The sequence below is a fragment of the bacterium genome (assembly GCA_028821235.1).
Lineage (GTDB): Bacteria > Actinomycetota > Acidimicrobiia > Spongiisociales > Spongiisociaceae > Spongiisocius.
In genome coordinates this window covers 1-3,108 of record JAPPGV010000109.1, presented here as the reverse complement: position 1 = coordinate 3,108, position 3,108 = coordinate 1, and the positions used below count along the sequence as shown (strand labels likewise).

Annotated in this window: 3 protein-coding genes; 2 read left to right on the top strand and 1 reads right to left on the bottom strand. The window is 67.1% G+C overall.

The features are described 5' to 3' along the window. Nucleotides 1-414 precede the first annotated feature (414 nt). Nucleotides 415-1,080 (top strand): helix-turn-helix domain-containing protein, encoded by a 666-nt coding sequence (locus OXK16_11785; GenBank protein ID MDE0376620.1) that lies wholly within the window; start codon nt 415-417, stop codon nt 1,078-1,080. Between the two features lie 80 nt (nt 1,081-1,160). Continuing rightward, the gene (locus OXK16_11780) at nt 1,161-1,451 is read left to right on the top strand and encodes a hypothetical protein (GenBank protein ID MDE0376619.1); all 291 of its coding nucleotides are present in this window, start codon (nt 1,161-1,163) and stop codon (nt 1,449-1,451) included. 413 nt (nt 1,452-1,864) lie between these two features. Here the strand turns inward: OXK16_11780 and OXK16_11775 are convergent. Beyond that, nucleotides 1,865-3,108 (bottom strand): FAD-dependent oxidoreductase (locus tag OXK16_11775; GenBank protein MDE0376618.1); only part of this gene is annotated, 1,244 nt, incomplete at its 5' end.

The following is a 3,108-nucleotide window of genomic DNA, read 5'->3' as shown; positions in this document are numbered from 1 at the left end:
TGGGCGTCACCGGTGGTGCGGTGTTCCTGAGGTTTAGGGCGTCATGGGTGGTGTTCTGTGCCCAAAAGTTCGAAAAGTCGCGAAAAACCGGCGCCCCGCACCGGGCCCCTCCCCCGCCACCACCTGTCCTGGTTTGGAGCGTGGTCGGCCATGCCCGGCTGGATGCCGGGAGTCGGCTGCTCGCTCCATAAGCCTTCATGTTCCCTTGGGCCGGCCGTTCCGATCGGTCTCGCCCTATCGGCCGGTGTCGGTGCTTGGCGATAGGCAACATATGGCGGGGGTGTGACAGATCCTGGACCTTGTAGCGGGAACGCGAAAAACTCTCGCCGTTCCAGGGCCTGACTCCTGCGGTGACAACCGGTTGGCTAGGGACTGACTCTTGCCTAATAGTTCCGATAACAGTAGGATATAGTCATGAGACTGTTGGGGGTTGGAGACGCAGCTACCGAACTGGGCGTCAGCAGGCGCCGGGTTCGCCAGATGCTCTCCCGCGGTACTTTGGCAGGTCAACGAGTCGGGCGGACATGGGTTGTTGATCGTGCCGACCTTGAGCTGTTCAGCCACCAGCGGCGGCCCGCGGGTAGGCCATGGCAGCCGACCTCGGCTTGGGCTCTGCTGGCTGTCGCATCGGGGCGGGATGCTGCCTTCTCCGCTTCACAGCGCTCCCGAGCCCGTCGCCGCCTCGAAACCGGTCTCGAGCACTTCTTGGGGCGGTTGGCGGCGCGGGCCGAGGCACGTCGTTACTACGCGCATCCCTCGGTCATCGGCGTGCTCGCGGCCGCAGCGGGCGTGGTTCGGTCTGGCGTGAGCGCGGCGAACCACTTTCAACTGGATCTGGTCGTGATCGACGAGTTCGAAGGTTACGTTCGCGCGTCGGTACTGCCCGACCTTGTCGATCGGTTGGCCTTGGACCAACACTCTGAGCGACCCAATGCCGTGTTGCGGGTGGTTGAGGACGAGTTCTGGCCATTTGGCTCGGACGAACAGGTAGCGCCAGCCCCGGTCGTGGCTGTCGACCTGCTCGAAGCCGGCGATGGCCGCTCCCGACGGGCTGCTAACCGACTCCTGGCGCTCCTGTGAGCCAATGGCCGGTTCTCGTCCGGACGCCGGTCGAACTTCCAACTCTGAGTGACCATGAGCTAACTTTTTGGGAGACCCTGTTGGAACTCGCCGAACTGCGACCTCGGGAGTGGACGCTGATCGGTGGGCAGATGGTGCTGGTACACGCTATCGAAGCCGGTATCCACCCGCCGCGGCTGTCTACAGATCTCGACGTGTTGGTCAATGCCCGTGTCGCTACCGGCGGAGTCAGCGGGTTCGTCCGAGCCATCGAGGGTCGCGGATTCGTCCTGACCGGAGCGTCTTCGCAAGGAGTCGCCCACCGCTACCGCCGCGATCGGGTGAGCATCGATGTGCTGGCCCCGAAGGGCTGGGGCCCAGAACCGACGTAACCACTACTCCACCAGGTCGCACCGTACAGGTGCCTGGAGGAACGCAGGCACTCAACCGAACGGAGTTGTTGCCAATTACCGCTGGGTCAGCCCAGGGTCTGCTGCCACGGCCTTCACTGCTCGGCGCTCTGGTAGTCAAAGCGGCTGCTGTTGCCGTCGACGACCTTCCCCACGACCAACGCAGCGACCTTGCGTTCCTCTTGGGACTGGTCCGACAACCCACCGCAATGCGGGACCAACTCACATCAAAGGACAGGCAGCGGCTCCTGGCCCGATCCGAGATGCTCGACCCCCGACATCGGGCTTGGTCGCAGTTGCCCACGTCTCAGGCTGATCGGGGGCGGGCCACTCTGAAGCTGCTCCTCGACTGATCTGACTAGCCGCGCCGGTGCGGATATCGAGCGGGCGTGGGCTCAGCCGGGGGTGGTGGGACTCGCGGCAGTGGAGCGCAGGGCTCCGGCTCGTCCGGCCAGATCGATGCGTTCGGCTACGTCGGCGGCTTCCTGGCCGGCGGTGTAGAGGTCTCGGGGCCGGACGGCATCCCCGATGGTGTAGATGGCGGCCGCCAGCCCGGACCGCCCGAGTTCGTCCGAGAGCTCCGAGTTGGGGCGCCGGCCGCCGATCACCACCGATCCCACGTCCAGCCGGTCCTGCTTCCCCCGGCTCTGTATCACCACGCCGTCGCCGGTGATCGACTCCGCGGTGGCTTCCCGGTGGATGGTGACCCCCGCGTCCGCCTCCAGTTCCAACTCGGCTAGCAAACCGGTGAAGGCGCCGTCCGCGGCAAGGGACGCGCCGGCTTCGACGATGTGGATCCGTACGCCGGAGCGGCGGAGGTGTTGCGCCACCCGGCAGGCTACGAAGTCACCGCCGATCATCGCCACGTCCGACTCCCACTCGCCGGCCGGCCGTTCCAGCGCGGAGAAGACATCGAAGATCGGGACGGTGGGGGTCTGTGTGCCGGCCCACAGGTAGCCTCCCCGCGCTCCGGTCGCCACCACCACCGCATCGGGGTCGGCCTCGGAGATCTCGGTGACCCCGACCCGGCACCCGGTCTCGACTCTCACCCCGAGCTCGTCGAGCTCGCGGGCCAGCCAGTCGACCAGGGTCCCGTACTCGGGCAGGGCGCGGCGCAGGTAGTGCAGCTGGCCACCCAGCCGCTCGGTCGCCTCGCAAAGCAGGACCTCGTGGCCGCGGAGGCCGAGGAACCGGGCGGCGTGCATGCCCGCCACCCCGCCGCCGGCGACCATGACGCGCACCGGCTCCGGTGATGGTCGGTAGCTGTCCCGGGAGAGTTCGAAGGCGCTGGCCGGGTTGGCGGCGCAGCCGGTCGGGATACGGGCCACCGTCAGGTTGACGCAGGTGTTGCACCCTATGCAGGGCAGTATCCGGTCGGGTCGTCCTTCAGACAGCCTGCGCACGTAGTCGGGGTCGGCGTGGAAGGCGCGAGCCAGCGTGACGTACTCGAAGCCCTCCCGCCCCATCACCCGGTCGGCGAACACCGGGTCGTTCATGCACTGCGCCACGCTCACGGGGACCCGGTCGCCCACCGCCCGGCGTATGGCCGCGGCCTCCTCGACGAAGCCGCCCTTGGGCGACTCCGGTCCCTGGAAGATCATCGACATCGACTCGTAGGTGCCTCCGGCCACGTCGATCA